Origin of the sequence: Rhizobium sp. Root149 (assembly GCF_001427345.1) — a bacterium.
Taxonomy (GTDB): Bacteria; Pseudomonadota; Alphaproteobacteria; order Rhizobiales; family Rhizobiaceae; genus Neorhizobium; species Neorhizobium rhizoryzae.
Map to the genome: position 1 here is coordinate 75,635 of NZ_LMGD01000021.1, position 23,564 is coordinate 99,198.

26 protein-coding genes are annotated in these 23,564 nt (G+C 56.6%); 4 read left to right on the forward strand and 22 right to left on the reverse strand.

Going from position 1 to position 23,564, the window contains the following annotated elements; translation table 11 throughout:
• Positions 1–36: 36 nt before the first annotated feature.
• Both serA and ASD54_RS15755 read right to left on the reverse strand, forming a co-directional pair.
• Complete coding sequence (gene serA / locus ASD54_RS15750; protein WP_062555577.1) at positions 37–1,632, reverse strand: phosphoglycerate dehydrogenase; 1,596 nt, start codon at positions 1,630–1,632, stop codon at positions 37–39.
• Positions 1,633–1,715: 83 nt separating this feature from the next.
• Positions 1,716–2,894 (reverse strand): phosphoserine transaminase, encoded by a 1,179-nt coding sequence (locus ASD54_RS15755; protein ID WP_062555578.1) that lies wholly within the window; start codon positions 2,892–2,894, stop codon positions 1,716–1,718.
• A 219-nt stretch (positions 2,895–3,113) separates the two neighbouring features.
• Between ASD54_RS15755 and ASD54_RS15760 the strand changes: the two genes are divergently transcribed.
• Complete coding sequence (locus ASD54_RS15760) at positions 3,114–3,545, forward strand: HNH endonuclease (protein WP_062555579.1); 432 nt, start codon at positions 3,114–3,116, stop codon at positions 3,543–3,545.
• Between the two features lie 240 nt (positions 3,546–3,785).
• Here the strand turns inward: ASD54_RS15760 and ASD54_RS15765 are convergent, their stop codons facing one another.
• From ASD54_RS15765 to ASD54_RS15790, 6 genes are all read right to left on the reverse strand, one after another.
• Positions 3,786–4,250 carry a hypothetical protein gene (locus ASD54_RS15765; protein WP_062555580.1) on the reverse strand — a complete coding sequence of 155 codons (465 nt, stop codon included), beginning with the start codon at positions 4,248–4,250 and terminating at the stop codon, positions 3,786–3,788.
• A complete protein-coding gene (locus ASD54_RS15770) occupies positions 4,240–4,563 on the reverse strand; it encodes a hypothetical protein (RefSeq protein ID WP_156379242.1) in 324 nt (107 codons plus the stop codon). The genes ASD54_RS15765 and ASD54_RS15770 overlap by 11 nt, the downstream gene beginning before the upstream one ends.
• Before the next feature lie 158 nt (positions 4,564–4,721).
• Complete coding sequence (locus ASD54_RS15775; RefSeq protein WP_062555582.1) at positions 4,722–4,991, reverse strand: hypothetical protein; 270 nt, start codon at positions 4,989–4,991, stop codon at positions 4,722–4,724.
• Complete coding sequence (locus ASD54_RS15780; RefSeq protein WP_062555583.1) at positions 4,991–5,185, reverse strand: hypothetical protein; 195 nt, start codon at positions 5,183–5,185, stop codon at positions 4,991–4,993. Before ASD54_RS15780 ends, ASD54_RS15775 begins: the two co-directional genes overlap by 1 nt.
• Entirely contained in the window at positions 5,182–5,877 is a 696-nt protein-coding gene (locus tag ASD54_RS15785) for a hypothetical protein (protein ID WP_062555584.1), read from the reverse strand. The genes ASD54_RS15780 and ASD54_RS15785 overlap by 4 nt, the downstream gene beginning before the upstream one ends.
• Before the next feature lie 11 nt (positions 5,878–5,888).
• Positions 5,889–7,859 carry a D-Ala-D-Ala carboxypeptidase family metallohydrolase gene (locus ASD54_RS15790; protein ID WP_156379243.1) on the reverse strand — a complete coding sequence of 657 codons (1,971 nt, stop codon included), beginning with the start codon at positions 7,857–7,859 and terminating at the stop codon, positions 5,889–5,891.
• Between the two features lie 9 nt (positions 7,860–7,868).
• On the opposite strand from ASD54_RS15790, the gene ASD54_RS15795 reads away from it, so the two are divergent.
• The 3 genes from ASD54_RS15795 to ASD54_RS15805 all read left to right on the forward strand — a co-directional run bounded on the left by ASD54_RS15795 (position 7,869) and on the right by ASD54_RS15805 (position 8,898).
• Complete coding sequence (locus tag ASD54_RS15795) at positions 7,869–8,147, forward strand: hypothetical protein (RefSeq protein WP_062555586.1); 279 nt, start codon at positions 7,869–7,871, stop codon at positions 8,145–8,147.
• An 83-nt stretch (positions 8,148–8,230) separates the two neighbouring features.
• Positions 8,231–8,542: a hypothetical protein gene (locus ASD54_RS15800; protein ID WP_062555587.1), complete on the forward strand. Its 312-nt coding sequence runs from the start codon at positions 8,231–8,233 to the stop codon at positions 8,540–8,542.
• 41 nt (positions 8,543–8,583) lie between these two features.
• Positions 8,584–8,898: a hypothetical protein gene (locus tag ASD54_RS15805; RefSeq protein WP_062555588.1), complete on the forward strand. Its 315-nt coding sequence runs from the start codon at positions 8,584–8,586 to the stop codon at positions 8,896–8,898.
• Positions 8,899–8,909: 11 nt separating this feature from the next.
• Here ASD54_RS15805 and ASD54_RS15810 read toward each other — a convergent pair whose 3' ends face one another.
• The 14 genes from ASD54_RS15810 to ASD54_RS15880 all read right to left on the reverse strand — a co-directional run bounded on the left by ASD54_RS15810 (position 8,910) and on the right by ASD54_RS15880 (position 23,537).
• Positions 8,910–10,844, reverse strand: a complete 1,935-nt coding sequence (locus ASD54_RS15810) for a hypothetical protein (protein WP_062555589.1) — start codon at positions 10,842–10,844, stop codon at positions 8,910–8,912.
• A 1-nt stretch (position 10,845) separates the two neighbouring features.
• Positions 10,846–12,231 carry a hypothetical protein gene (locus ASD54_RS15815; protein WP_156379244.1) on the reverse strand — a complete coding sequence of 462 codons (1,386 nt, stop codon included), beginning with the start codon at positions 12,229–12,231 and terminating at the stop codon, positions 10,846–10,848.
• A 12-nt stretch (positions 12,232–12,243) separates the two neighbouring features.
• Positions 12,244–13,434 carry a hypothetical protein gene (locus ASD54_RS15820; RefSeq protein ID WP_062555591.1) on the reverse strand — a complete coding sequence of 397 codons (1,191 nt, stop codon included), beginning with the start codon at positions 13,432–13,434 and terminating at the stop codon, positions 12,244–12,246.
• A gap of 12 nt (positions 13,435–13,446) precedes the next feature.
• The gene (locus ASD54_RS15825) at positions 13,447–13,902 is read right to left on the reverse strand and encodes a hypothetical protein (protein WP_062555592.1); all 456 of its coding nucleotides are present in this window, start codon (positions 13,900–13,902) and stop codon (positions 13,447–13,449) included.
• 1 nt (position 13,903) lies between these two features.
• Positions 13,904–14,161: a hypothetical protein gene (locus ASD54_RS15830; RefSeq protein ID WP_062555593.1), complete on the reverse strand. Its 258-nt coding sequence runs from the start codon at positions 14,159–14,161 to the stop codon at positions 13,904–13,906.
• On the reverse strand, positions 14,158–16,695 hold the full coding sequence (locus ASD54_RS15835; RefSeq protein WP_062555594.1) for a hypothetical protein: 2,538 nt from the start codon (positions 16,693–16,695) through the stop codon (positions 14,158–14,160). Before ASD54_RS15835 ends, ASD54_RS15830 begins: the two co-directional genes overlap by 4 nt.
• 65 nt (positions 16,696–16,760) lie before the next feature.
• Positions 16,761–17,033, reverse strand: coding sequence for a hypothetical protein (locus tag ASD54_RS15840; RefSeq protein ID WP_156379245.1), 273 nt, complete (start codon positions 17,031–17,033; stop codon positions 16,761–16,763).
• Positions 17,034–17,047: 14 nt separating this feature from the next.
• Complete coding sequence (locus ASD54_RS15845) at positions 17,048–17,614, reverse strand: hypothetical protein (RefSeq protein ID WP_062555596.1); 567 nt, start codon at positions 17,612–17,614, stop codon at positions 17,048–17,050.
• Positions 17,611–20,055, reverse strand: a complete 2,445-nt coding sequence (locus ASD54_RS15850) for a hypothetical protein (protein WP_062555597.1) — start codon at positions 20,053–20,055, stop codon at positions 17,611–17,613. The genes ASD54_RS15845 and ASD54_RS15850 overlap by 4 nt, the downstream gene beginning before the upstream one ends.
• A gap of 12 nt (positions 20,056–20,067) precedes the next feature.
• A complete protein-coding gene (locus ASD54_RS15855) occupies positions 20,068–20,691 on the reverse strand; it encodes a hypothetical protein (protein ID WP_062555598.1) in 624 nt (207 codons plus the stop codon).
• 4 nt (positions 20,692–20,695) lie between these two features.
• Positions 20,696–21,136, reverse strand: a complete 441-nt coding sequence (locus ASD54_RS15860) for a hypothetical protein (RefSeq protein ID WP_062555599.1) — start codon at positions 21,134–21,136, stop codon at positions 20,696–20,698.
• Positions 21,133–21,333: a hypothetical protein gene (locus ASD54_RS15865; RefSeq protein WP_062555600.1), complete on the reverse strand. Its 201-nt coding sequence runs from the start codon at positions 21,331–21,333 to the stop codon at positions 21,133–21,135. Before ASD54_RS15865 ends, ASD54_RS15860 begins: the two co-directional genes overlap by 4 nt.
• Before the next feature lie 219 nt (positions 21,334–21,552).
• A complete protein-coding gene (locus tag ASD54_RS15875) occupies positions 21,553–21,942 on the reverse strand; it encodes a hypothetical protein (protein ID WP_062555602.1) in 390 nt (129 codons plus the stop codon).
• Positions 21,943–22,640: 698 nt separating this feature from the next.
• The gene (locus tag ASD54_RS15880; protein WP_062555603.1) at positions 22,641–23,537 is read right to left on the reverse strand and encodes a hypothetical protein; all 897 of its coding nucleotides are present in this window, start codon (positions 23,535–23,537) and stop codon (positions 22,641–22,643) included.
• Positions 23,538–23,564: the final 27 nt, after the last annotated feature.

Below are 23,564 nucleotides of genomic sequence, written 5' to 3' on the forward strand. Positions count from 1 at the left end.
GGCCGGGTTCTTCTTGTCCTGGGGAGGACATTCATATCAGTCGACGTTGAAGGTCAGCGGCTTGGCCTGCTTGATCGCCGGATTTGCAGTCAGCTTGTCCAGAACGTCCTGCTTGACGGCACCGTCGACATACAGAAGCGCGATTGCGTCGCCACCTTCCTTCTCACGGCCCAACTGGAAGTTCGCGATGTTGACGCCGGCATTGCCGAGTGTCGTACCCACGAAACCGATCATGCCGGGAACGTCGGTGTTGGAGATGTAGATCATGTCCGCACCCACATCGGCATCCATGTTGATGCCCTTGATCTGGATGAAGCGTGGCTTGCCATCCGAGAACACGGTGCCCGCGACGGAACGCGTCTGCTTGTCCGTGGTGATCGTCAGCTTGATGTAACCGTCATAGACGCCGGTCTTGTCGCGCTTCACTTCGGAAAGCACGATACCCTTTTCCTTGACCATGATCGGTGCTGAAACCATGTTCACATCCGAAACCTGATTGCGGATGAGGCCAGCGAGCAGTGCCGACGTCAGCGCACGAGTGTTCATCGAGGCTGTCTGGCCATCGTAAAGAATCTCGATCGCCTTGATCGGGCTCTCGGTCACCTGACCGGCAAACGAGCCGAGAACATCTGCAAGACGAATGAACGGCTTCAGGATCGGTGCTTCTTCAGCGGTGATCGAAGGCATGTTGATGGCGTTGGAAACGGCACCCTTCACGAGGTAATCCGACATCTGCTCGGCCACCTGCAAAGCAACGTTTTCCTGAGCTTCCGTGGTGGAAGCGCCAAGGTGTGGCGTGCAGACGACATTTGGCAGACCGAAGAGCGGGCTCTCCGTTGCTGGCTCCACTTCGAAGACGTCAAAGCCAGCACCAGCCACATGGCCGGACTTGATGGCTTCAGCCAGGGCGGCTTCATCCACCAGACCGCCACGGGCGCAGTTGATGATGCGAACGCCGGGCTTTGTCTTGGCAAGAGCTTCCTTGGAAAGAATGCCGCGTGTCTTGTCCGTCATCGGCACATGCAGGGTGATGAAATCGGCCTGCGCCAGCAATTCATCCAGCTCGACCTTGGTGACACCCATTTCCTGGGCGCGCTCGGCAGACAGGAAGGGGTCATAGGCCAGAACGCGCATCTTCAGACCAAGCGCACGCGAGCAGACGATGGAGCCGATGTTCCCAGCACCGATGACGCCCAGCGTCTTGCCGGTGATTTCAACACCCATGAACTTCGACTTCTCCCACTTGCCAGCCTGTGTGGAGACATCGGCGGCGGGGATCTGGCGGGCAACGGCGAACATCAGCGCGATGGCATGTTCAGCTGTCGTGATGGAGTTGCCGAACGGCGTATTCATCACGATGATACCGCGCTTGGACGCAGCAGGAATGTCAACGTTATCGACGCCGATACCGGCGCGGCCGATAACCTTGAGGTTGGTGGCGGCAGCAATCAGCTTTTCCGTGGCCTTGGTGGCGGAACGAATGGCCAGACCATCGTAATTGCCGATGATTTCAGCCAGCTTGTCCTTATCCTTGCCAAGCTTCGGGTGGAAATCAACTTCGACGCCGCGATCGCGGAAGATCTGGACGGCGGTTTCCGAAAGTTCGTCGGATACGAGAACGCGAGGTGCCATGACGAGGCCTCCTGATAGAGTTCGTTTGTAACGATCAACAATGGGGAACGGGGTCCTGCCTCAGGGGCAGGACCGAATGCAAATCAGGCAGCAGCCTTTGCAAGAGCTGCCTTCTGGGTCTGGAAGGCCCAAGTCAGCCAAGGCATCACAGCCTGCATGTCAGCTGTATCGATGGTCGCACCGGCCCAGATGCGAAGGCCGGACGGCGCATCGCGATAGGCACCGATATCAAGCGCAACATTTTCCTTTTCGAGGAGGGCTACGACACCCTTCGCAAAGGCAGCCTGTCCGTCCGCATCCAGCGCAAGTACGTCCGGATCGACGATCTTCAGGCAGACGGAGGTATTCGAGCGCGTCGCCGGATCGACAGCGAGATTGGCGATCCAGTCATTGGCTTCGACGAAATCGAAGATGACCTTGGCATTTGCATCGGCGCGCGCCATCAAGCCTTCAAGACCGCCAACAGACTTTGCCCAGTTCAGCGCATCAATATAATCTTCGACGCAGAGCATCGAAGGCGTGTTGATGGTTTCGCCAACGAAGATGCCTTCGATGAGCTTGCCGCCAGACGTCATGCGGAAAATCTTCGGCAGAGGCCAGGCCGGAACGTAGGTGGTGAGACGCCCGACAGCGCGAGGCGACAGAATGATCACACCATGGCCACCCTCACCGCCCAGAACCTTCTGCCATGAGAAGGTTACGACATCGAGCTTGGCGAAATCGAGGTTTTGCGCGAAAGCGGCAGAGGTCGCATCGCAGATCGTCAGGCCCTTGCGGTCAGCCGGAATGAAGTCCGCATTCGGAACACGAACGCCAGAGGTGGTGCCGTTCCAGGTGAAGACCACATCACGGTCAAAATCGACCTGCGTCAGATCCGGCAGGAGGCCGTAATCGGCATTGAACTTGCGAACGTCGCTGAGCTTCAGCTGCTTGACGACATCCGTCACCCAGCCAGCGCCGAAGCTTTCCCAGGACAGCATGTCGACGCCACGCTCGCCGAGAAGCGACCACATGGCCATTTCAACTGCACCGGTGTCGGACGCAGGAACGATGCCGATGCGGTAATCCGCAGGTACATTCAGAATTTCACGGGTAAGGTCGATGGCCAGCTTCAGCTTGTTCTTGCCAACCTTTGCGCGGTGCGAGCGACCGAGCGGGGCATCAGCGAGCGCTTCGAGCGTCCAACCGGGGCGCTTCGAGCATGGGCCAGAAGAAAAATGCGAGTTTGCCGGACGCACGGCGGGGGCGACGATATCAGCCATATAGATACCCTTCCAGGTAATTAGCCTCTCGTTGGGGAGAGGTGTCCCGCCGCTGCTTCTATGGGAATGCCGGGAAAAGCGCAAGAGCCTTGGGGATTTAAAAATGCAAACCCGTCAAGTTTCGTCAGGTTGCGTTAGAACAGGTGTAGAACGTGCAAGCACAAGAAGCACACCAGAAGCACACAAATCTACTCGCAATGTTCACTAGGAGTTCTCATTATGATCATCGACACTACGCGAAATCTCAAAATTGTCCTCGATGATGAGGATTGGGAGCAAGTGAAAAGGTACTCTTGGTACGCGAACGCCGTGGCAGGTGGTCGTTTTTATGCATACACTCGATTACCCGGGGGGATTAGGATAGCAATGCACCGCATGCTTCTAAACCCTGGCAAAGGCGAAGTAGTTCATCACGTCAACAATGACGGTCTGGACAACCGAAGGTGCAATCTTCAGATCGTAAGTCAAAGCTACAACATCCGAGCGAGCCGATTTGACAGGGTTATTGGGGTGCATATCCATAAGTCAAGTGGTCGCTGGCGCGCCCAGCTATTCATCGATGGCGAACGGCGTTCTTTTGGCTTGTTCAAAACGAGACAAGAAGCTGAAGACGCTATTCGTCAGGCAAGAACCGAAAGGGATTTCGCCTGATCGCGAGCCGCGCGGTGAATGTTGACCAAGTCTGTTCACCGCATGTTCACGCAAGACCACCGCATCCGATCCTTCAGCAGATGGTTTCCCTCTGCTTGGAATCTCTCAAGCTTGATAATGGCAATGCAAATGATTTCGCCGCTGCATTTGCCGATCGGTATGGCGCTGAGATGCAACGGCTGGAAATGGAATTGATCAGGGAAATGGAGAATGCCCGCCGTTGAGCGGGCTTTTTGCTGCCTACGGATAAAAGTGAGTAGCGGTTAGCCACAGCCAGTGGCAGCGGTGATAGACAACCGCGTAGGACCGATAGCGGAGTTCTTCAGCCGTCATCTTTGTACCCCATGGCCCGAATTGGAATTCGCCAGGGCGGCGGATCTTGTCACTCTCATACAGCGCGATATCGACGCGGGTATCAATGCCGCCGTCAGTCATGAACCATTCGATGTGGTCATAGGCGCATTCGCGGACCTTCCTTGCCTTTCCATAGAACAGGATCTGACCCGGAAGCTCATCAATCTTTGAGGTGGACTTTACGATCTTCGTCACGTCAGTCCCGGCGACAACGGGGAAAATTTTACCCTCAAGCCTTTGCGGGATATGCAAGGCGACCGCCATCAGGAAGATCAATGCGCCGTAGATCGGCCATTTCACCACGCTCCATTCATCTCGTGCAGCCTGCTTCACCGCTTCCTTACGTGTCATCTTTGCCAACCTGTCTGATGCGGATTTTCCAGACGCGCATGATGAACTCAACGATGAACATTCCGCCGATCCCGACAAGGAAGCCCCCAACTGAAAGAGTGTGTTCGGTGGGTAAACTAGTGACCTTTGAAGCCCACATGAAGAGCGGGATGCCAATAGGCCCTAGAAACCACGCTGTGACCGCTCCAACGAAGATCCGGCGCAAGGCGGGCATTACCCCCTCCCACTCCATGACGGCGCTCACAGCCGCTCCAGCAATCCCTGCAATAGCCAATGATGCTTTCTCGCTGTTTAGAAACTCAAAGATGTTCACCCGCCGCCCCTTCTGTGAAGCACTATTGCCCACTGCATAAGGGCATGCTGGCGCAAGTTCGGTTATGTGATGCGACGGCCTCTGCGAAAGGCCGGTCATTCTGGATGATGAATTGTCGTGTCTCTGCTGACGGACGGAGCGGCTTGAAGCCAGCGCCCTCAGTTGCAGATATTGTCGGGCCGCACCCAACTACCCCCAAGCTCAACGCAAAGAGCGCCGTCAGGCATATTGCGGATTTCCACATCGTTCTTTCCCCGCTCTTTAACGATTTCTATCGCACGCGCCATAACCGCCGCTCTTTCGCCCGCTACGGCCTCCTGACGCGCATTCGGCAGCCAGAAGATAGTTGCGACCAGATAGCAGGCGAGAAAGCCTAGCGCGGCGGCTGTGGCGAGTTTCGGGATATCGAGAAGGCCGACCGAAAACATCAGGTTGTCCACCCGCGCTTCTTGGCGACGGCATAGAAGCCCTCGACTGCGATCATGAGGCCAGAGCCGACCAGTGCCGCTAGTTCAGGATCTTGCGCGATCATGTCGGCAATGTCCTGCGGGAGAAGCCCCTTCAAGACGAGGTATCCAGCCAGGTAACGGAGAGCGATGCGTGCGAATATTCCAGCGGTCATTGAAACAGCCCCATGAACCACGTTGATAGATCGTGCCACCATGTGGCGATAACCGTACCCACGCCAACCGCAGCAACAGCAGCGCCAGCGGCTTTGTTTGGCTTTGGAGTGGGGACAGGCGCTGGCGTGACGGGAACGTGATCCAGCGGGGGTTCGATGGCCTCATCTTTCCCGCGCAAGCAGATCAAAAGAGCCGCGGTCCCAAGCTGCTTGTCGACAACGTTCGGGTCAAACTTGCCATCTGCCACGTACTTGCCGCGCTCGTATTGGTCAGTGCCAGCCCAGAGATAGGGAGACGGAAGACCTTTCTTGCGGTAGCCAAGACCGTTGTAGGCTTCCAGCAGATCCAAGGTTTTGCCGATAGACCAATCCTTGTTACGTGCAGCATATGGAGCGCAGTTCACCAGCGCATCAATCGCGGCCTCTTCCCAAGTCGTGAACGGCCCTCGCCCTTTTGGGACAAGCGTTGTCTTCCGTCCGGTCCCGATAATGTGCTCACCATTATGCAGGACGCCGCCAAAGTTGTTGGATGACTCGCGGTAGTGGATGACGGCTATCACGTCCCATGGAACACCAGTCTTGGCCGACACGGCATCGTAGCGGGAACGGTTCGCCTTGATCTTCGCCGCCTGTGCTTCGATCTGCGTGGACCGCGTGAACTTGGCTTTGTTCCATCTGTCCAGATTGTTCATGCTGGTGTCCTTTAATAAAGGCCGACGCCGCCGCTATCGATGGAGTCACGGAAGTTCTGGCTGTCGTTGTATGCCTGCCGACCAAAGTCATTCAGGTCGTTGTAGGAGACGCCGCCACTTCCAAAGGCTCCGCCCGTCATCTGAGAGAAGAAGTCCCTGAATGTTGATGGCGCCGGGGCTTCTGGGAACTGCTGTAGATAGCTGTTCTTGCCCAACTGGTTCCCGATGATCGTGCCAAGAATGCCACCGATCGGGCCTAGGGCGATGCCGCCTAACGTCCCGGCAATGGTGGCAACCGCGCGCTGATCCTTCTTTGCGTCAGCCAGCATATTGTTGGCCGCGATTGCTGCCAGTTGTGCTCGGTTGGTTGCCATGTCTGGCGCTTCAGGTTGTTTGCTGAACTGCGAATCCACCGTCTTCACTTGCGGTGCATTGGAAACATTGCGAGCTGCCGGCAGATCGGGGGCCTTTGGCTGCACGTCAGTGATGCTTGGCGCCTTTGGAGCAGTCGGCTGTGTTGCGATTGCTGGAGCCGTAGGCATGAAGTTCGGGGCGATTCCCTTCGTCTGCGCAACGTCCAGTGCGAGGTTAGCCGCCTGCTCTTTCAACTGGCGACCAGCGCCGTATGAGGCATACTGATCAGCCAGATCCGGCACTTCTGGAGCTTTCGCCGCAATCTCGGTCACCTTGTCGATCGGTGCAGACGGTGCTTTCCCGGCGTTTGGAGCGGATACCTTTGCATCCGTATAGGCTGGAACGCTCGGAGCCGTAGGGACTTCCGGCAGATCCAGAACCGCATCGAAAGGCGTTGCGGTCTTCTGAGGATCAGCGTAGGCCGCAACAGGAGCCGAGGGCGTGGCATATGCCAATTCCGGGTTCTTGGCCGGATCGAATGTCATCAGGTCAAGGCTAGGGCTGACCGACTTCGGGGCTTCTGGCCTCGCTGAAGGTGTAGGGACATTGAAGTTCGAACCGCTGGGAAGATAGCTGTAGCCATCAGCATTCGCCAAAGCCGTGAGGTTCGGCTGAGACCACTCGGGCATGTTGCTGATCTTCTCAGCCATTGTCCGACCAGGGTTGGTATAGCCCTGTGGCCCCCAGAATGCCGGTGAAGACCGAGTGTCGAAGTGAGTGGACCCTGTGTCGTAAAGACCGATTCCCTTTGCGCCTGCTGACAAGGCCGCATCCAGTACCCGTTCACGATCAGGTACAGAAAGAGACTTGGTCGCGAGGTCGATAGCGTTCCCGCCCATGTGCTGAGAACGAGAAGCCCCACCAGCAGCCGCATTCGCGGACGGCGATCTGAAACCGGAGTTCACGCCAACATCGCCAAGGCCAAGATTGACCATGGCGTCAACCATTGCCTGAGCAGATGGAGACAATCCGCTGCGATCAAAGCTGGAAAGCGTCCCGCGAGAACCGGCGCTCTCGATCTGGTTCACGAAGCTGGGCGAGATGCCAGCAAGCCCATAGCCAGAGACAGGCTCCGAATACGCTACTTCCTCCGGCTCTGAATAAGCCAGATAGTCCGGTCGGTAATCCAGCACAGGACCGATGTCGGGCGCTGCGCTCGCGATCTCCACCGGCCCAGGCTGGCGATAACCAACCGCTGTGTTGATGGAACGCCCTTGCGGATCTTCGAAGAAAACGTGGCCGGGAGAGGCTGAAACTTGCCTCAATCCACTCGGCAGATTATCCTTCGCAGCAGGTGTCGCGTAGAACTGGCCGGTATGCGTCGGGCCAAAAGTATTAACGTAATCAATAGCTTCCTTAGCAAGGTCACGATACTTCTCGACGCCGGCAGGCAACGATTTGCCATAGGCGTTGAATTCGCTCCTCTTTGCGACGATATTGCTGGCAGTTGTATTTGTGGCGGCTGCACGATTGGCAATCGCAGAAGCAATAGCAACCAGATCTTCGAAATTGCCAGCTTTAGCTTCGCCAAGCAGCACGTCTTCAACTGTGCGAGCGATTTTACCCAAAGGACACCTATGTTTCTCTCAGTTTTGGCATTGAGCACAGCATTCCTCACAGGCGGGTATTGGGCTCCGCCTGGGGCAACTGATTTCGAACTGCGGTTTACTCAAGTTCCAGACTTCGAACTGAATGTCGAAGAAGAAGGGCTGATCAAATGCAAGACCATTTGGCCCGCTGGCAAAACAATCGCGCAAGCGACATGCGAGACCGGTAACATCCATATTCTGGTCATTGACCCGGTCAAGAAGATCGTCAAATTCGACGGCATCAGGCTGGTTAAGACGCCGGAATGAAAAGCCGCTAATCCATCACCCGATTTGATTCGACTCTTGCGTGCCTTTTGACATTCTCGCCTCAACAAAAGAGGGAGGCGTCATTGTCTGAATCCAGCAAGAACGAAGTTGTGGTCGTATCCGGGCGGAAAATCGCCATAGGATCGGAATGGTGGGAGATTCGGAAGGACGATGCTCCCGTTCAGTTCGTTGACATTGTTACTGAGATGCGCCCGCACCATGGGAATGTTTACATCTCCTTGGGGTCTGCGATCATCGATGCCAACAATGCGCCGATCGTAGACATGGCTGCTCGCCTTCGAATGGACTTGGGGACGGCTCAAAACCTTCACAAGCTTCTTGGAGATGTCATTTCTGCGGTATTGAAGCCAATTGATGACTCGATAAAGAATTGAAGCCATCTTCCTATTCCCTTCAGCTTGTGAGAGCATGAGCAATGCTCAAAACTCTCGTGTTTATCGCTATCGGCGTTTGGTTCGTCTTTGGGAGCCCGAAGAACGATGTGGCAGGATGGCTCTATCCTGATGCACCTGCCCCATGGGAGAAGGTAGATCTGTTTTACTACCCACGCGCCAGCAACCTGAACAAGGTTGAGGAATATCGGAACGTGGGTAGTCTTCGGGATTGTCAAAGCCGCGCCTATGCGCTTCGCACAAGGCCGAACATGCCAGTTGGTGACTACGAATGCGCTGTTGGCGATACCGGACAGCGCCTTGGTGACATCAAGATTTACCGGCTCACGTTGAAATGAGCCGATCGATATCACCACCCACCAGCTTGAAGCGGCTGGTCAGGTTCGCCTGTTACACCGCCGTCTTGACCTTCTTCCACCCCATTCTGTTCGCCCCCCTGATCTGCTGGCACCTTACCGACCTGCGATATCCGTGGAATAAACTGCTGTACCAAGGATGAATCGCCTGCCTCTCGTGCAAGCTCCACTGCCAGGATGCGAGATCTTGACCTGAGAATGGTATCAGTCATCGGCGCTGGGTTCGTTGCAGCCCGCTCATAGGCTTTCGCCCATGCCGCAAGCTTGGCCGCGCTTTCCGGTTTAGCCAGCACGCTTGAAAGCGCCCTAGACCCCGCCACAGACGAAACCGTTGTCATCGGCGCGACGTACAGGGCCGGGAGGATAGATCCGCCCATGACTGTTTGAGCCGTCCCTGACGGGTTGGCGAACTGGTTGAGCTGCTTGAAGCGTTGCGAAACCGTTGCAATGTCATCAAGCGACTGAGCAAGGTTGTCTTTGCCGGCGCCCTGAAAGAGAGCCTTCTTTCCCTGCTCCGACACTTTCCCATAGGCTGACAGGAACCGATCTGGAGAGAAATTCCCATTCCCATCGCGACCCATCCGAGCGACGACAGCTGAAGAAATCTCATTCCATGTTTCCGGTGACACGGCTTTCTTGACGCGCAAGAGGTTGGCCCGATCAGCCTTTGAGGTGTTCCCGGCCATATCAACGATCTTGGAGAAGATCCCTTCATCCGAAGCGTTGCGGCCAAACACCTTTTGCAGGTTCTCACGGTCCTTTGCGACCTTGGCCGCGAAGGAGTTGGCCGATTCCCATTTGGTCAGAGCTTCGTCACCGCCTGCACGCTGGACAGCGCTTCTGAGGTCATCAGAAAGCCCCTTGTAGATCGCCTCAAGCTCTTTCTGAGGTACACCGGACTGAGCGATCCTAGCCGGATCATCAAGCATATCGCGCACGTAGGTGCGAAGACCCTTGATTCCCTCATAGTTCAAGCCACCCTCAGTCTTGAGGGCATCATCAACCAGTTCGACCGCCTTACTGGCGCCGGGGATCTTTGAGTTCTGTCGAACCGAATTGATCCTTGCAGCAGCCTTTGCGGTGCTTTCCAGCGGCGTTGTGACGTTAGGCGTCACTAGGTTATCGACTGCGTCATACCGCTCTGTAACGAGCTTTGAGAGGGTATTCTTGGCGTAATCGGTGATTCCCTCTCGCGCTGCCGAACCGGCAATCGCTGGGTTGCCCGACCCGTATCCCTGTTGAACGCGCATCGCAGCATCGTCAAGCTGATCAATTGCAGTCTGCGAAGCCTTGCGCAGTGGCGTGCCGCCGATCGGGACGTTGGAAAGGTTCTTGCCCGCCTGCTGCACGATCATGTTGTCGCTGGTCACGGCGCGAGGAAGATCCACCCCCAAACGCTGACCAGCTTCCGCAACCGCAAGACCTTCGGGTTTTACAGGCGGCGCAGCTTGTTGAACTGGCTTTGGCGCGAGTTTGGAAGCCGGCGATGCTGGACTTGCCCACATGGCGAAGTTGGCACCTTCTGCGATTGCTTCGGGCGTCACACTGCCATCTGGGCCTGTTACCTGTAGATCGCCAGCCATTGCCCTGCCTGGTGCCGTTACAGCGGCGGAAAGGCTATCAACCGCCCCCTGCACTACGCCGGGGATTGCCGGACGAATGCGTCCATCCTCTGTGCGCTTGAGAGGGATCACAGCGCCAGTATATGCGCCGCTCTGCTGCGGCGCTGCCTGTGGCTGCTGGAGTTCGATGCCAAGAGCACGAGCGTTCTGTGCAGCCTCTTCCTGTTCCGTTGGGCCGGTCGGCTTTGCCGGGACAAGGTCATCAAAGCTGAGATCTGATGCGGCTGGTTGAGGCGGTGCAGCGGACTGAGCGGGCGGCGCTGTCTGCTTTGCCGGGATCAGGTCATCGAACGAAAGATCTGCCATTTCACAATCCTGTCGGTTCGATACCGTTCTCTCTCAGGCGCTGCTTTACCTTTTCAGGGTCAGCACCAGCAGCAATCGCAGCGCGGGCCTTGTCGAGGGCAGGAGATTGAACTGGTGCCTGCATCTGGCTTTGTGGGGCCTGTTGCGGCTGTGCACCGCCCTGTGGACGAACCTGATCAACCGCAGTCGCGCCGGGGCCCGATCTGATGCGGAAGCCTTCAACTGCATTGCGACGGTTGTTCCGCTTCTGCTCGATAACGGCGGCGCTATCCCCTGGCTGTGGGAAATACTGCTTGTCGGCATTCGCGAATTCTTCAGGCGAAATGACCGCGCCCGATTCTTGGCGAAGCACTGCATTGATGAAGTCGCGTTTTGCCTGATCTACCTTCTGGGCATCGTCGGACAGGACATAGTTGCCAAGTCCACCCGGTACCGCCTGCGCAGCCTTGTTAAACAAGGATGTGCTTTCGTTTTCCAAGCCTGAGATAATCTTGTCTGCATCCTGAGCCCGCAAGAGGAAACCGGTGTTCTTGCCTTGCTCAACATTGAGATCCGCGCCTGCACCAACCGGCCCCTGAGTGAGAGTAAACCCACCTGCCCCGTCGCTCTTCACGGTCATTCCCTTTGGAGCCAACCGAGCGAGACCAGCCTCATACTGCTGCTGATCAATCCGGCCCGAGTTATAGTCTTCTGCCAGTTTACCGATCTCGGAATTTGCCGCTTGAGGCTTTGCCGCGCTGCCGACGATCTTGATCGTGCCGTTTTCCTCATCAGCAAAGCCATAATCGCCGTTGGGGAGCGTGACGAAGTTCTTCTTGCCGCCCTTCTGCGCTTTCTTCCATTCGGTGAAAGCCGTTCCGGCGTCCATGATTCCGGCATCAACCGCATCGGCCATTTCAGGGGAGCGTGCGCGGATGTATTCCACCTGCCGAGCCTTCAGACGATCAGCTTCGGCCTGCTTCTTGAGCGCCTGGTTCTGCTCATAGGTGGTTTTTGCAATGGCGTCTTCTCGCTCACGATCGGCGGCTGAAGATACGGCCTGTGCATTGGTCCAGCCTTGAGCGAAAGCACTCGCCCAATTCCCCGGCTCTTTGTAATTCCGCTGCGCTGCTGCAATGATCTCTGACGACGATGGAGCGCGAGGAATCAGGCTGAGATCGACGCGCTGCGACTGAGACGGCGAAGCGATGGAAGCAACTGGGTTAGCCGCTGGCGCCATCACAGGAGCCGCAGGGACGCCCGCCATGCCATACTGAGGGTATGGAGTGCCATTTACCGTAACCTTCGCTGTGCTGCCTTGTACGGGCATATATGCGGGGTTTGTCGCAGCAGGCGGCGGGACTTCTGGAGCGATAAGGCTGTTGTCTGCGTTGCGAAGGATCTGCATTGCGTTCGTTCCTTATACAATCCACGCCGGGGTGGAGTAACCGCCCTTGGACGAGCTGCCGCCGCCGAATGCGCTTGAGAGCGATGAACCAAGCATGCTTGCCCAAGAGTTATCCGGCTGCGTGTTGACCGCCGTTGTGGTTGATTGACCTGGAATCGCGTTGAGGACGTTGAGGAGTGCCGTAAGCTGGTTCTGATCCCAATTCTGCTGTGCCCAGAAGTCCTGATAATTCGCGTTGAGATCGTTCTGCGTCCAGCCGCGGTCGTACTGGTCCAGACCGTTCAAGAACGAGAGCCAGTTCACGTTTTGCGTATAATCGTTCAAACCGAGCTTGTTCGCCGTATCGGACCCGGAGATCTGGTTCTGCGTCCACTGGTTCTGCAACATCGCGTTCTGGTATGCGACGTTCGCCTGACGATCCAGATCACGATTGAACCAGCCCATCGCGCTTTCGAAGCCTTGGGCGTTGGTGGTAGCTGAGAGATCACCGATCGATTCCAGAAGGCTCTGTGTCAGGCGGTCGCTTTCGACGCCGTGTCGAGCATCACCATAGGCCCCGGCGCCAAATGCCTGAGTACCGAGCGCGTTCCGCTGGCGATCACCGGCATCCGTCATCTTGCGAATTGCAGCGTTTAGAACGTCTTCCGTGAACGGGTTCTGATAGTCCTTGTAACCGCCTGAAGACGTAGACGCGCCGCCGCCTGCCGATGCTGTCGGCTGCTTCTGCTGAAGTTGCTTCAGGATAGACGCCAGATCGGGCATGGCGCCCTTGCCGTTGAACCCCTCTTCGTCCAGCAGCGCATTCCATACGGATTTGGAATTGACCGGATCAAAGAACGTCTCAGCCCAGCCTTTGCCGCCTGACCCCTTCAGGTTATCGATCAGCTTGTATTCGTCAGACCCTTGAGACCCACCGCCGATCTGGAGGTTGAGGTTGTCCAGACCGCCAGATGCGTACTTGTTCCAGCTATCGTCAGAGGTCCAGAAATTGGAACCAGCCGTTTCCGCTTGGCGTCCGAACAGATCGCTATAGCTGTTGTTGACGATGGCGCTTCGGTCTGACCCCTGCGCAGCGCCAGTCAGCGAGTTGATCAGATCATTGCCGGTCTTGCCGGAATTGACCCAATAATCAAGGCCACCAGCATCAGCCGAGCGGCCAAAGAGGCTTTGATACGCCTGCTGAACTTCATCGGCTGTTGCCATGTCCTATACCCCTTAGCCCTGTCCCTGCATCCAGGTCGGGTACTGCTGCTGTGTCAGTCCTGTCGGCTGGTTGGTTTCGTATCCGCCGTAGTTGACCACTCCGGCGTTGCCTGTCCGACCCAGAAGGTCAGGAACCGAGATTTGCGCAGGAGCCTGATCAAGAACCTGATTGATCCGCTGCTGATACTGGTTCGGCTGTGTCATGCGCTGCATCATCTGCTGCTGCATGGGTGCGATGAACTGATCCATCTGCGTGCGGGATGCCGTTGGACCGGCTGTGCGCTGCCCCTGATACTGCGGATAAGGCTTGTTGAAGATCTGCGGGATTTTCGCGAAAATCTGCTCGATCTGTGCCTTGAGTTCCGGTGACAATGACGTGCTTTGCGTGGTGCTGGTTTCCTTTTCACCGCCACCCAGAAGACCGCCAAGAGCGCTTGCACCAGCGCCGATAAGTGAGCCCCAATCCATGTCATACCTCGCTTGGGTTGCGGTTCTGACCCCGCTTCTTGATGTCTGTGACGAACGTTGCAACGAAGGCAGCAAGCTCTGCTGTGGTCGCCGTTGAAGGGTTGATCGTTCGTGTTTCCGTGAATGATCCGGTGATCGTGAGGGCGTCGAACGTCTGCTCGATATCCTCGAATGTGGCCTGCTCGATTTTACGGAGTGACTGAATGATCCAGTCGGTTTCCTGCCCCTTTGCCGGGGCTCCAAAGACAAGGCGTTTCATCGGCGTGATCCCATCGGTTTGACTTCAAGTATCGGCGTGTCGATGGAGAAATCACCACCAAGAACCGTCTGACTGAACCGGCCCGAATGACGACGGCCCGACACCCTGAGATCAGCCATCTCCGTTCCCTCTTCCAAGGTCACTGTGTCACTATCGACTTCGTTCAGGTTGTTGCGGTCGTAGGTGGAGATGGAGAACTCCACATCGCCGGTCTGACGCTTGAAATTCGGGTCAATACCCAGCGCTTCATGCCAAACAGCACCATTACCGAGATCCAGAGGCGCATATTCAAGGTATGCCTCCATCGGTTCGCCATCGGCATCTAGCCCCTGCTCGTGGAGGTAGATCTTGCCGTTGGTTCCCGTCATGAGTGGCTTCTTGTCGCCAGCATCAAACACCGCACCTGTGGTGCGTGTCTCGGTCCCGTTGACCCAACTGAAGTCCACGAGATTGATGATCACATACTGGCTGGGTTCGCCGGAATTGCGCGGGACATAGTAGACGTAGACGCTATCGTTGATGGCGTCGTACATCAGCCAGCACTTGGACCACTGAGTTTTGTCGATCTGGTCAAAGATCCAATCTGCCATTTCAGGCGAGTTCGGAACCTCAGTGGCAGAGCCGTTCCAGTAATAGAACTTGTTCTGGCTCATCCAGACAGGCCCTATCGGCGTGTTGCAAAATGCCCTTGGCCCAATCAGACCAGCATTCGAAGCCGCACGACGCGTGTCATAGATGAACTGCGATCCGGTGTACTGGTGCACATAAACCGCCGTATCCGTCCAGATCAGGTTCACGCCGTTGGCAACTGACGTACCGGCCACAAGAGCCGAACCATCCCGCACACGGCGCGAGCTGTTGGCCGTGTTCGTGTCTGTCGGCGTCCAGTCGTTAATTGCGTCCTGCGATGCCCAGGCCATAACCAGCGGATCACCATTTGCACCAAGCACATGCAGATGGCGCTCTTCCGTCATGAAGGCGTATCGTAGCTGTGTCGGGGCGTTCGGGATCAACTCTGCCCTGCCGCCTGCCGAACTGTCCCAATAGTAGAGGTTATCGCCTAGAGGGCAGAAAATTGCGTCTTCACCGACGTTATCAATCGCGACAGAGCGAGGATCGTAATAGATCGGATCCAGTGCCAGCGTGGTTGAGCCGAACGCGCCAAATCCGAACGATCCCTTCCCGAAGCCTCGCTTTTCAAGGATGCGATCGGCGGGACCGGGAGATATCTGAAACTCGATATAGACCGCACTACCGCCACCAGAGCCGGAAGCACTCGCAGCCGTTGCCGAGTTGATCACAAAGGCATTCTCATTCGTGACCGAGACAATCCGGTATTCACCGCTGAGGGTGATTCCGTTGAACGTTGTGGCCCCGAAGATCGTCAGCGCGTCGTTGTACTTGGCCCCATGCGCGGTCATGTTGACCGTGACAGCAGTCTGGCCGGCAGAGGTTGTGAAAGGGTCTGTCAGGTAATTGACGACGCCCACAGTGCCCGTATTGGTCGCTGCTGCCGTTGCTGCCGTGGCGAAATATCGCGTGACAGTGCCGCCACCTGTTGCGGTAGATGAGGCAGCGCTTGCCACGGTGATCGTGTACTTGTCCGCATCTACCTTCGTGATCTTGTATTCACCGGCTGGCGTGACGCCGCCAACGGCAGTTGCCCCGGAGAAGTATGCTATAGCGCCCGTATCCTGCCCGTGAGCGGCATCAGTGACCGTGACGAGGGCTTGACCGCTCGTCGTGGCAAACGGCGCTGTGAGGGTCGCTTTCTTGTCGTTCGGCAGGATCTTGTAGGTGTCAACGGAATCAACCGAAATGACTTCGTATTCGCGGGAAAGCGTGATCCCGCCAACCTGCGTTCCGCCCTGCCAAGAATTGCCATAGACGCGGATCTTTGAGCCGACCGAATACTTCGGCAGACGGTAATCAACCGTACCGCCGCCCGTTGCTGCCGATGTTGCCGCACTGGCTGCCGTGATGGTGTAGCTGTTGGCATTCACCACAGTGACGGCATAGCTGCCATTGATCGTGATCCCGCCAACTGCCGTTGCATTGGCAAATCCGACGAAGTTGCCAGTCGTACGGCCATGCGCCGTGTGAGCGACCGTGACAGTCGTTGACCCGTTCGTAGTCGTGAATGGGTTCGTGAGCGTCCCGGCCTTGGTGTTCGCTTCCTTGTAGGAGAGCGTTGCCGCGCCGCTGGCAATCGTGAAAGCGTCAGTGGCTGTAGCCGGGAAGCGCAGAGGCGTGATGTCGATCGGCTCGATACCATCCGTTGATCCGTAAATCTTCAGATGCGTTCCGAGGCCATAGAGCGGCTTACCCTTGACCGTGTTCCAAGCCCGCATTCCACGCGCACGACCTTGGAAGAGCGTCGTGGCGTATTGCTCATGACCGGCCCGCTTTTCAGGGTTGCCATCCATGAACCGGATGTTTTGCGCATCAGACCAGCGGCCTTTAGCGCCCTCGCCAGAACGGGTTTTGACGACGCCGGCAGGAAGCTTCAATGGAATGAGTTTCGATTCCGGCATCGTCTTTCACCAAGGCATAAAAAAAGGCGCTCGAGGCGCCGCGTTCAGGTCATGTGGTGGAGAGATTAGGCGTAGATCAGCACGTCTTCCGGGTTTGGCCCGTTGGCCGCGATATCCGCGATTGCTGCGTTGTTCACGGATGGCGTATTCGAACAGATCGGAGCGTCAGTGAAGTCAGCCCCGATTACCGTGCCTGATGGGATTGTCGCCCACATCCAGAACGGGTTACCAACACCAGCGATAGAGCGAACATACGTTCCTTGGTCACCGTTGATTGGAGTTGTGAACACGCGGACAGCCGTTACACCGCCGATTGTCTTTTCGCATACGAGCTTCATTGGAACCCCCATGGTTAGCTAGCCCTGATTACTTCGACACTGATTGTTGATGCGTCTGACGGATCGCCCGCCAAATCCTTTACGGTGATGATGAAATAGTCGGGAAACTGCTCATCCTTTGAAATGAAGCAGCTCTTCCCGCCGTCCCAAGCTTTCGCCATGTAGTCATCATCAGGTAGGGGCTCTGTGAAGAACACGTAGTAAACCCCTACATCTGCGCGGAAGCAGGCGGATATCTTCCAATTCCAGTTGCCTGTGATGGAAGTGACTTCGCCGTCTTCGAATGTGATCGTTCCTGCTGCGAACAGAAGCGGATAACGAGGCTGTTCAATCGGCTGCGCCGCCGCATAGGCCGCGTCATACGCCTCTTGATCGAGGATTTCCCACGCATCATCCCAGCGCATAACCCCGCCGCCGACAAAGAACGACGGAGCCGTGGTTGTCACAACAGAGTGCGTTGCCGACCGGATATCCAGCGCCGTGACTGGCGATGTCATGCCGGTATCGGTTACGGTTACCGTCTCGCCATCCCCAAAAAGGTACAGCGCCTTTCCGGTTGCGGTTTCAATCACAGCCTTCATTGTGCCGATCCTGTAATGAGGAGAGATCCGGAAGAGAGAGCCTTACCGGCCTTGTAGCTGGTAACGGTCGTGGTCAGCGTTCCATCATTGGCGTAGTAGTAGGTCGCCTTGGTGGTAAGCCCTGACAGGCTGGTATTGACGCCACCAAGGATAGTGACTGGCCCAGACGCACCGTTTGCAATGGCTGCCGCCGTGATCCCGATCCAATTTGCAACATTGGTTGCTGCTGGTTGGAAGACGACGCCGGTTCCGTAGTTCGAGTTTCCACCGTCTCGATAGCCGACGAAGATATATGACGAACTGAGAGCCGATGCCGCGTGGTACGTAGCGGTTGCACTGCGGAACACGATCTCAGATCCAAACGTTATCGTGGAGCCGCTGATCGTAGCGATGCAGATCGTTCCGTAGGAGCTGTTACCAGCGTCTTCGTAGGCGACCAGAACAGATGTCGCAGAAAGCTTCGTAGCTGAGACGTACCCTGTGTTACCGTTAAACACCGCATCACTACCGGGGAACGATACCGTTGTACCGCTGACAGTGCCTATCTTTGCACGACCGTCTGTTGTTCCCCTCGCCCACGCCACAAGGAATGACGTAGAGGTAAGGGCAACAATGGAGGTGTAGGAAGCAGCGGCAGTTGAGTCGAATGTAGTAAGCGAACCAAATGTAATAGCGGTCCCGGATACAGTCCCGGCATAGCACTGCCCAGCGGCCCCACTTGCATCATTAGCCACCACGATTGTAGAAGAAGTCAAGGCGCAAACAGAGATGTTCGAAGTGGTGAGAGGTCGGAACACATACTCCGACCCAAACGTTATCGTCGTCCCGCTAACCGTTCCAATGATCGCCGTGCCGTATGAGCTATTCCCCGTATCCTGATAGGCAATGATAACTGCCGTAGAGGATAGAGAGGCGATGGAAATAAAGGCAGTGGATGCAGGATTGAACGTTACTTCCGCACTTGGGAAGGTAATCGCTGTTCCGGAAACAGACCCAATGCGGGCGTTCCCTTGGTTGCCTGTATCCCGATACGCCACAGCAAATGATGTGGAAGAAAGCGCACAAACCGAGACATAACCGCCGCCGCCGCTACGAAATGTCACAGCTGTTCCAAAGCTCACACTGGTTCCGCTAATCGTGCCGATCACGGCTTGGGAGTTCGTCCCATCGTAATAGCAAACCACAACCTGCGTAGCCGACAGAGCCGCGCTCGCGATCCACGTCGTAGATGCCGACCGGAACACAGTCGCCGTACCAGTCGTATCGTTGTTCGCCGTTACCGTGGAGACAGTGCCATCGCTATTGAGGACGACAGTTGCGCCGTTGGGGAGCGTGCCGGTCGCGGTGAAATTGCGCTGGCCTGCCTGAGGGAGGTCACTGGTAAGCGCGAGGGTTCCGCTCTGGTTCGGGATTGTCAGCGTTCTGGTTGTGCCGGTAGAAACGCCTGACACTGCAAACGCGACTTGCTTCGTCTGGTCAGTGTTGTCCCGAACCCGGAAGATATCTGCATCGAATGCAGGGAACGTCCAACTTGCGTTTGTCCCGTCAGTCGTCGGGATTTTGCGCGCATTGCCAGTCTGAGCCGGAAGCGCCGAGCTGAAGGCAGTCGATGTGATGAGCGATCTTGCGGCATACTCGGTCACAAGGCTTGTCTGAGAGCCTGCGGCCATTGTCGGGTCATTGGACACTGTGACTTCGTCCACGTTCGCCAAAGAGCCGGTAAGATTGCCCAACACGCGATAGGACGCGATCTGCTCGAGCTTTGCCTTGGTGACAGAATTCGTCGCGAGGTTAGACAGGGCCGCACCAGAGGCCAGCTTTGCCGCTGTCACGTTGCTGTCTGCAATCTTCGCCGTCGTTACTGCGCTGTCAGCGATTTTCGCGGTCGTGACGTTGCTATCAGCAAGCTTTGCAGTCGTCACACCGGCATCGGCGAGCTTGGCCGTGGTGACATTGCTATCGGCGATCTTGACCGTTGTAACGGCAGCGTCGGCAAGCTTGGCTGTGGTCACGTTGGCATCTGTGATCTGTGCCGTCGTAACGAGGCCAGAGAGCGTACTCAGATCAAAGATGGAGCAATCTACCCCGTCAGACCACACAATCGCTGTACGGCCTTGTGTGATCGATACAGAAGCCCCGACGCCCCCGGCCACGCGATAGGTAACCGAGAATGCCCCACTGGTCGCATTGCGAACGATCCAATACCGGCTGAGACCTGCCAGCGTTTCGACAATCACATTGCCAGTCAGCGTGGCTGTGAGCCGGTGGACGGCATTGTTGCTCTGGTCCTGAGTGAGAGTGACCGTGCCCGTCGCAGTCGTGATGGTCAGAACGTCGCCAGCAGCCTTATTCAGACGTGCCAGATCCGCGATGATCTTGTCACCCCACGAGTCATAGTCACCCCCGACTGTGTAGTCGGAGATCCCGAGATTATTCGCCATGTCGGATTAGCCTCAATCGCGGGTGAATTGCCCGTAATGATCGTCAAAGTCGTCTTGCGTATTCACGCCAAGCACGAGCGCGGAAAGGCGCTGCATGTGCAGTCCATAGGCGGAATCGTCGTGGTATTGCATCGCCGCGTGGGCAAGGCATGCAGCCCTGAGAAGCTGCGGATACCGGATCGTCAGGAAGTTCGTCTCATTGGTGCCTGAGAGCAGTTCCGGCGTCTTGTAGTAGGCCAGCCGCAGCGTGAAGGCGGATGACGTTTTGCAATCGAACTGAAACGCTTCATCGGAGATGGAGAAGAAGCAGGGATCGCCGGTATCCAATGTTCCGTTCGTCCACGTTCTGCGCTCTTCCAGTTCGTCCCAGATCAGCGCCTTCAGTTCCGTGTCGTCCGTGACGTTGCGGAGTTTTACCGGCGCCATCAGGTCTGCAGGATGGGCGATAAAATCGACACCAGAGGTCACAGACAGCGTTTGCGTGGCCTTCATCTCCCGAACCCTCAAGGTCTGGTAGATCGTCGTCTGTGCTTCCTCCAGGATCGTATCCACATCAAGCCGCGTATAGTTCACCCACGACTTGATCGAACCGGCAACCGTCTTATCGCCGGTTAGCGTCGTGTATGACATAGCCATGTGGTCAAGCCTTCACTTGGTCTGCCGGGATCAATTCAGCATCGATCGCCATGGAGATCAGTTCGTCCTTGCTGGGGGCGACCTTGCCGAACACCTGCTTGCCGTAGGACCGGACAGTCATCCAGTTCTTCTCAGCGCCTTCAGCGTCCTTGAGCCATTTCAACAGCTCTTCCTTGGCGTCTTTCTCTTCCTTCGGCTCGGAAACCACCTGCGTCACCGTCTTCGTGCCGTCTTCTTCGACAACGATGACTTCAGAAACGGTGGGCTCTGCCTTGGGCTTCACCACGTCAACAGAGATGACCTCGCCAGTCTCAATATCGACCGGTTCACCGCCGCCGTTGAAGTAGTAGGATTTGCCGTCACTGGCAGTCTGATGCCACACCGCCCCATTATAGGACGGTGTAACACTGCCGTGCGGCTTCGACGGATCGAAGCGCAGTTTCATTCGGACACTCCCTTGCCCAGGGTGTGAGACAGGTTGGTCATGCCGCCGGCCATCTTCATCTTGCCGGGGATTTCCTTGTTCTTGCCGCCGGACCAGTCGGACGAATCCTTACCAACCGGGGTAACGAGCGTCTGACCCTTGCCGATGCTCTGCTTGATCGTGCCGCCATAGGCGTTGCTGGATCGCTTCATTTCCATGATCAATCATCCTCGTCCATGTCATCGCAGGACTCAAAGAGGTTTCGGGAATGCGACATGCCGCAGCAGCGACGGCGATCCTTTTGGTAATCATCCGTCGCCCTGGCTGTTACTCGGTAGCCATCGCGGGCAATGTTGCCTGTTTCGACGCCCTTACGGCGTTCTGGCTCCTCCCCCTTTTCGAGGGAAGAGCTGAGGATTCCGACGATCCGCATGGGATCAGAACCATTCAACGTCGAGAATGACCGTGCCGATACCGGCAGGAGTTCCCCCCGTTGGTGCGACGAAGTTGACCTCGATCTGAGTATCAACCGGCAGAGTGCCGCTGATAATCCAGTCGCTGTCCTGCTTGCTCGCTACGAATGTGTCGGTGTTTGCCAGCGTACCAAGCGCCGCCTGCGCATAGGCATCCGCGTCAGATGTGGTGCCGAGACGCACAAAAGCCTGGGTAGTCGTGTTCGTGAAGGTTTCGGTCGATATGACTGTCAGTTCACGAATACGCCCTTCCATCCCGTTAGGGCCTTTGAAGGACGTTGCCACGTTGCCGGCGCCGAAATCGACGGCGTTCCATGTGTAAGTGGAGCGAATGATAGGATTTGCGTAACCCATAGGACGATCCTCCTTACGCAGCCGAGTCGAACATCACGATACGGCTGTTCGCCGCGTCGGGATGCGAGTTGCCAAAGCCCAAAAATGTTCACTGAGGGGCGCTAACCCAAAGTCGCCTCGCGTAGAGGCTGCTCGCCATTTCTGACGAGTTCAGACCATATCACGGCCTCCGGCTCTACCCGGTAAGGCCCGCTGCACTTCGGATGCCAATCGCTTGCACCCTACTCCCTCTTCAGGGATGGTCGTTGCTCTTTCCGTCTTTCGACGGCTTAGATCAGGATTGTCCGTCCGCTTTAGGCGGCGAGGAGTTCCCCTGAGTTCACAGCGTTATCATTCACGGCTTTCACCGTGAGGGGGCAGTTTTGTTTACCCAAGTAGTACCAGGCAGCGCCCTTGTCGCGGCCATAGTCTTCTGGAAGCTTCAAGTGTTCAGACAGGGGCGCTACCCTCTATCCCGCTTCGCGAGCATCACTGCTTTGCTATGCTGCTGACGGTTTCCCGGCAGATCGGATCATATCTTCACCCCATAGGGGGCTGGGCGCTTCGGACCGGCTTCGGTCCTAGTTGTGGTAATCCACTGATCTCTGAACGTTCCGCTTTCGCGGCTTCGCTGCTGATTGGCGTAGGCTTTCGCCCTTAGCTTTCCAGCAATTCACCCAGTTTTACACGTGCGTTGCCGCACGAGGTGCCAAACTTCCTTAATGGAGAGTTGCTCTAGCACGAACTTCTTCCGGTACGATCGCGGCTTCAGTCACCGGATCATCACCGAAGAACATTGCCCACGATGCCTTGGCGTTGTTCCACTCGTCCGACGTGTTGGTGTACGGATCGTAGGTCGTGGAATCCAGCGCGCCACCGCGTGGGATCATCGTCTGCTCGATGAAGATCGTGTCTTCATACTTGCCGACTTCGCCGTACTTGATGAAGGCGAGACCCGTGTCGGTGTACTTGTGGATGTTTTCCAGCTCGTTCTTGAAGGAGCGCAGGTTCCGAACGTCCGTGATGCAGTAGTAGGTGTCACTGTCACGATGCGGCGGAATGTTCTGCGTCTTCATGTAGTCCACGATCGCCTTGATGTGGCCCGTACCGAGTTCGACGTTGTTGGTGATCGTCGGGGTACTGTCGGTCACAATCGTGACGCTCGTGGTGGACGTGCCACCGGTCGGCGTTGCGCGAAGAGGCGTCTGCTTCATCGCATTGAAGGTTTCAACGTCGAACTGAGAGGCTGCCATGAAAGACAGGCCCGACTGAATGACGGCTTCCCACTGCTCCTTGGAGAGAAGCGTGGCCTTCTGCGTATGCTCGATCGCACGGCCCATTTCCGTCACAGTCAGCGAGCGCTGCTGCTTGGTCATGGTCGATGACTGGATACGCTGGGTTTCCGCAAGGCGGAAGTTCTGACGCGGCGGCGTGTTGTAGACGTTCCAGTAGAACGTGTCGCCAGCGTTTGGCTGTGCGCCGGAACCGCCTTCACCATCGTCTAGCGTGGCGAACTGACGGAACTTGGCTTTTGGCCGCAGGCTTTCGCGGAGCATATTCGAAACCTGGTTCGAATGCGCATACCCCGACTGCGACTCCCATGTAATTTCAGGCATTGAGAGACCCTTTCAGGAGATCAGGCC